Annotated in this window: 3 protein-coding genes; all 3 read left to right on the forward strand. The window is 38.3% G+C overall.

What is annotated here, in order from left to right:
• The first annotated feature begins 120 nt into the window (after nucleotides 1–120).
• Nucleotides 121–891, forward strand: a complete 771-nt coding sequence (locus tag CKF59_RS00310) for an SDR family NAD(P)-dependent oxidoreductase (RefSeq protein ID WP_119533993.1) — start codon at nucleotides 121–123, stop codon at nucleotides 889–891.
• A 73-nt stretch (nucleotides 892–964) separates the two neighbouring features.
• Nucleotides 965–2,026, forward strand: a complete 1,062-nt coding sequence (locus CKF59_RS00315) for an oxidoreductase (RefSeq protein ID WP_222985428.1) — start codon at nucleotides 965–967, stop codon at nucleotides 2,024–2,026.
• 175 nt (nucleotides 2,027–2,201) lie between these two features.
• Nucleotides 2,202–3,254 (forward strand): flavin monoamine oxidase family protein, encoded by a 1,053-nt coding sequence (locus CKF59_RS00320; RefSeq protein WP_119533995.1) that lies wholly within the window; start codon nucleotides 2,202–2,204, stop codon nucleotides 3,252–3,254.
• Nucleotides 3,255–3,368 lie beyond the last annotated feature (114 nt).

Below are 3,368 nucleotides of genomic sequence, written 5' to 3' on the forward strand. Positions count from 1 at the left end.
TAATTCTATAATATTGGGGCAAAGGAAATAAATTTAATATTTATTCTTGCCTTATGGAAGATAAAGACACAAAAATTTATCACAATAATTATAGTTATATTTTACAACGAGGTACAACAAATGAAAAGATTTTCTTTAAAGACAGCAATTATTACTGGTGGTGGCTCTGGTATTGGTAAAGAAGTAGCAAAACAACTAGTACTCGAAGGGGCAAATGTAGTAATTGGTGGACGCAATCTTGCAAAACTAGAACAAGCAGCTAAAGAAATAGATGCAACAGGAACTCAAGTACGAGTAGTGGCTGGAGATATTGCAAATCCTGAGACTGCATTAGCTTTAGTTGCAACTGCGGAAGCAGAATTTGGTGGGGTAGACATTTTAATTAATAATGCAGGAGTTTTTAATCCTAAACCTTTCTTAGAGATTACGCCGGACGAATACGATAACTTCTTAAATATAATTTTAAAAGGAAAGTTTTTTATGGCGCAAGCGGCAGCACGAGCAATGCAAAAACGTGGCGGTGGGGCTATAGTGCAAACTGGATCCATGTGGGCATTACAAGCAGTTGCAGCCACCCCTTCTTCAGCTTACTCGGCAGCTAATGGTGGTGTACACGCTTTAACAAAAAATCTTGCCATTGAACTAGCTAGTTCAAATATTCGTGTGAATACAGTTGCTCCGGCAGTGGTAGAAACTCCGGTATACAATACCTTTATGAGTGAAGAACAAGTAGCTCAAACTTTACCAACCTTTAATAGTTTTCATCCTCTAGGCCGTAACGGTAAACCTCTAGATATTGCTCAAGCAATTCTTTTCTTTGCTAGTGATGAAGCCCAATGGATTACCGGAACTATTCTTCCAGTTGATGGTGGAGTAATGGCTGGTAAATAAATTTAAGCTATTCTAAATCAAGGATTTTTTCCTTGATTTAGCTTTATCTAGCATTGCTAATTAGGAGTAAATAGTGTTATTAGCAAAGAACTTTACCTTAAATAACGGACAAGTAGTAAAAAATCGCTTAGTCCTAGCTCCTTTAACTCTTTGGTCTTCGACCGAGCAAGGAATATTAAAAGATGAAGAAATTAGCTTTGTCGCTCAACGAGCACAAGGAGCGGGATTAGTGATTACCGCAGGAATGCTCATTGCTTCTGAAGGCAAAACTTTTCAAGGACAACCTGCAGTAACTCAAGAAAACTTTAAGCAGTTACAAGCTCTAGCTCAAGCAATTCAAGCTCAAGGGGCTTTAGGAATTTTACAGTTACAGCATGGAGGAGAAAAGGCTTTAGCTCCAAAGTGGCAAATCCAAAATTTAACGGCGGCACAAATAGAAGAACTCATTGAAGCTTTTGCCCAAGCAGCCCAACTTGCAGAGCAAGCGGGCTTTGCTGGGGTAGAGATCATGGGCGGCAATGGTTTTTTATTACAACAATTTGTTTCTCGCAAAACTAATACTCGTACAGATCAGTGGGGAGAACCTTTTGCTTTTATAAACCAAGTAGTTACTAGAGTTAAAGCCCGCATAAATTCGCCTCACTTTATTCTTGGGTATAGATTTTCTCCCGAAGAGCCTGGAGATAATGGGATGACCATGCAAGAAGCATTGGCTTTAGTAGAAAATCTAGCCCACTTACCTTTACAATATTTGCATGTGTCATTATGGGATTTCTTTAAACCCGCACGGAGAGGTGTTGCCGTACCAAGTTTAAGAATTAAATTAATTCATGAACAACTCCAAGGAAGACTACCCCTAATTGGCGTAGGTAATCTTATTAATCTTGAAGCAATTAACAAAGCAAGCCAAAGTGGCTATGCAGAATTTTTTGCTTTTGGTAAAGCTGCCATTTTAAATCCAGATTGGGTAACAAAGATATACCAACAGCAAGAGCTAGAACAAACTTTAGATCTTGAACGTAAAGCTTACTATGGCTTACCTCAAGGATTATGGGAACAATGCTTAACTCAAGCAAGTTATTTACCCGCTTTAAAAGGAGAAGAACCCGCAGTAAAACTTGCCTCTTTATATTAAGCAAAAATAGGCTGGCTTAAGCTTAAACTGTAATTAATGAGAGTAAGGCAATAAAGCCTGTCCCCATGTAAGAACTTTTAAAGATAACTCTTCATTCAAAGCTTGATCTTTCTAAGCTTAACAAATTTATCACGAACCTAAATTAAAAACACAAACAACAAAGAAACTAAAGATTATGACAACAATTATTATTGGAGGAGGAATAAGTGGTCTCTATGCAGCTTACCTCCTAGAACAAAAACAAGAAGATTATGTGCTATTAGAAGCAAGTGCTTCTTTTGGAGGAAGAGCAAAAGGCATGGCTTCACAATTAGCCTCTCATGAGTTAGAATTAGGGGCAACTTGGTTTTGGCCCGAATATCAACCGGAGTTAGCTAAATTAATTAGAGATCTCGGACTTGAGACTTTTTCTCAACCTCATGGACGTATTTTGGTTGAACGTAGTCTTCATACTCCTCCTCAAGCCTATGATTATCCTTTTGTTGATGGTGAGCGTTTAGCTCAAGGAATGAGTAGTCTTGCTCGTGCTCTTCTCGCTAAACTTGATCCAAAGAAATTACATCTGCAAGCGGAAGTAAAAAGTATCAAACTTGTTGACAATCAAGTGGTTGTACATTTGCACTCAAATGAGCAAACCTTTATCGGAGACAAAGTATTCCTAGCAGTTGCTCCACGTGTAGCAGCGAAAAAGATTGAGTTTATTCCCGCTTTACCTGAAAAGATCAAGAGAAATTGGCAAGAAACAGCAACTTGGATGGCTCCTCATGCTAAGTTTATTGCTGAATATACTCAACCTTTTTGGTTAGCCCATAATCTTAGTGGTGATGCACGAAGTGGCGTAGGACCTATGGGAGAAATTCATAATATTAGTGATGCAAAAAATCAGATAGGAGCTCTATTTGGTTTTCTTTCCTTACCCGCTAGCGAAAGAAGCAAACTCTCTTCTGCAGAGATTATAGAGCGATGCTTACAACAACTAGTGCGACTTTATGGTAAAGAGGCTCAGCATCCCGTACAAGTAAAACTCCAAGATTGGACACAAGATCCTTATATTGCTACAGAAGTAGATGCTGTTGCGGCTCATGAACATCCAGTAACAGCTCTCTCTAAAGTCCCAGGAGTATGGGAAAAGAAATTAATTGGGATTAGTAGTGAGTTTTCTCCTAACTCTGCAGGTTTACTTGCAGGAGCAATAGACGCTGCTTGGTTAGGGGTACATCGTAAGTAATGTAATTGATTGTAGCTTAGCTAGGAGGAAAAACCCAAAGTTCAATTGTAAATTTATTGATAGGGGTTATAAAAAATTAGATTTGGTTAGTTAATTTTAACTATCATAAAATTA

Origin of the sequence: Psittacicella gerlachiana, assembly GCF_003585965.1 — a bacterium.
GTDB lineage: Bacteria > Pseudomonadota > Gammaproteobacteria > Enterobacterales > Psittacicellaceae > Psittacicella > Psittacicella gerlachiana.

Excerpts from the sequence above, each read along its gene's own strand:
- CKF59_RS00310 (WP_119533993.1), top strand. The coding sequence starts at position 121 with ATGAAAAGATTTTCTTTAAAGACAGCAATTATTACTGGTGGTGGCTCT.
- CKF59_RS00320 (WP_119533995.1), top strand. The coding sequence starts at position 2,202 with ATGACAACAATTATTATTGGAGGAGGAATAAGTGGTCTCTATGCAGCT.